Below are 2,242 nucleotides of genomic sequence, written 5' to 3'. Positions count from 1 at the left end.
AAGCATGTCTATTATCTCTGCATCTTTAGAATTCCTGAGGAACAGGTGGCTTTCATCTATCACAACAACCTTCTCTTTCTTCTCCATTTCAACAATTGAAATTATCTGGGTAAACACCAGACTGAAGAAGGCATCTCTCAAGGATTCATTTTTGTGATCAAACCTGAATACTGCAGATTTCCCATGAAGCTTTACAGGGGTTGTAAGGGGCATATGCCAAATATTTCCTGATATTGCCACATCCCTGCAGTATAATGTGTCAAGTTCAGAAATTACCTTGCTAAATTTTATTGCCCCGGATTTTTCCCCCAGTTTCATTAATGTAGCGGTTATTTTTTTTCCAGGTATGCCTGTTATTTTTTCAAGGGCTCCAGATACCGTACTGAACATTTCAGGAGTTTCTATTGAAAAATCTATATACTCACCCAGAGAAAGGTCAACAATTACATCCGAGTTGTATTCACTCAGAGGGTCTATTATGTATATTTTCGCAGTGCTCATTTTGTTCAGCAACCTTTTTGTAAAATAGGATTTTCCAGATCCCGTTTCACCTGTTATTGCAATGTTATATGAATTCCCACTGAAAGGTTTAAAATAAAGGGCTTTACCTGTGATAGCATTGACTGCCAGAGGTTTTTGGTTTCCTGATGGCACCGGTGTGAATGAACATGGAAAAATTTCTGATATGGATGCAGAATCCATCATATATTTTATCCCCTGCTTACCCATGTTTAGAGGATTAAATGTGTGTTTATTGAAAAAATGAAAATCCTTCAACCTGAACCCTATGGATTCCATAGTTTTCACGAATGACTCAGTATTTGAACGCAGTACAGCGGGATGTTTAGATACAACTGCGAACCTCATTGATACATTATAGAGTTTTTCCTGATTTGCCATATATTCCAGAGATGATATCTGTTTCTTGATGAGTGAGGCATAATGCCCTGATTTTGTATAAACCAGCTCTGCTTTTCTTGCTGAAAGGAGCCTTTTGACCAGAACATCACTGTTTTTAACGGTATTTATCTCCATGTTTATTTCAACCATAAAACCCAACTTTTCAATTGCCGTTTGATAAAGGAAATCCTGGGAGTAATCGGTATCCAGGAGGTCAAGATAGGAACGGAACAGTCCATCCGTTGACACATATCGGGAATAGGGAGTTACATCTTTTGGAAAGAAAGAATTCATTGTTTCCTCATCCCCTATGGCTCTGGTATGAAATCCGGGGTTTGAAAGTATTATGGATATGTTGCTGTTCAATGAATCCATGGCACTGTCAATACTTGTTCCGTATGTTTTCAGTATAATATATGTCCTGTAATAATTCGCTCCATTGCAAATTTCAGACCGGCTTATTATATTTGCACTGCATGTCAAATTATTTATCATATTCCTTATATTTCTTATCTGGTTCGATTTGCTGCTGTCAGTATAGAGTTCTCTGTTGTCTATCTCAACTGCAGAAAATATCTCTTTCCCGTAAATCCCAAAAAGCAGGCCATTATTAATAAATCTTATATTTGACAGGCCTTTTCCATGAAAATACAGCTTCCTCAATTTTCTTATGTTAGAGAAATTGAATCCTATGTATCCCATAAAGGCAAAGTAAAGAGAAACTGCGGCCAGAGATGCAACTAGGCTAAATGTGAAAAGTATAGCAGTTAGTGAAATCCCTGCAAGTACCATTACAAATTTTTCCACTGGCATATTGTATATATATGACCTGAAATTGTATACATTTGACGGAATCCTAATGCAAACCACCAGCTTCATCTATTATTCCGGGTATAAGGTTTTTAGAGGTATTTGATTCTATAATTCCTAATTCCACACCCCCGTTCAGGAGAGAAGTGGGATTTAATCCATCAATCCCGGTGGATATTTCAGTCATTGTTGCATCTGTTGTAAGAAAATTCATGCTGCCCTGAAAATACCTGTAAATTTCAGTCACAAAAAACAGAGGAGCAGTTGCGGCCACATAAATTAAACCAATTTCCAGAAAAGGATTATTGAAAATGCCAATAAGATAGAGAATAATGATAGTGAAGAACGGGAAAAACGCCAGTTCAAAGAATATTCTGTAGAGTTTAAGAATTTGTTTCTCACTTCCCGGAACCATAAGCAGTATTGATGCGACCGGCATGAAAAGTATGAAAAACAAAATTAGTGCCTGCCTGATTATAAGTATGCCGAATAAAAGTACAATTGCCAGAATAAAGGTACCTGTAAATAAATA

General features: G+C 36.9%; 2 protein-coding genes. Both read right to left on the bottom strand.

Going from position 1 to position 2,242, the window contains the following annotated elements:
• On the bottom strand, positions 1-1,713 hold a 1,713-nt coding region (locus tag AMDU4_RS09150), incomplete at its 3' end, for a helicase HerA domain-containing protein (RefSeq protein ID WP_290704844.1).
• A 43-nt stretch (positions 1,714-1,756) separates the two neighbouring features.
• On the bottom strand, positions 1,757-2,242 hold a 486-nt coding region (locus AMDU4_RS09145), incomplete at its 5' end, for a hypothetical protein (protein ID WP_021787697.1).

This window comes from Ferroplasma sp. Type II (assembly GCF_000496155.1).
Note: the sequence above shows the minus strand (reverse complement) of the source record. Positions and strands in the feature narration are given on the sequence as shown.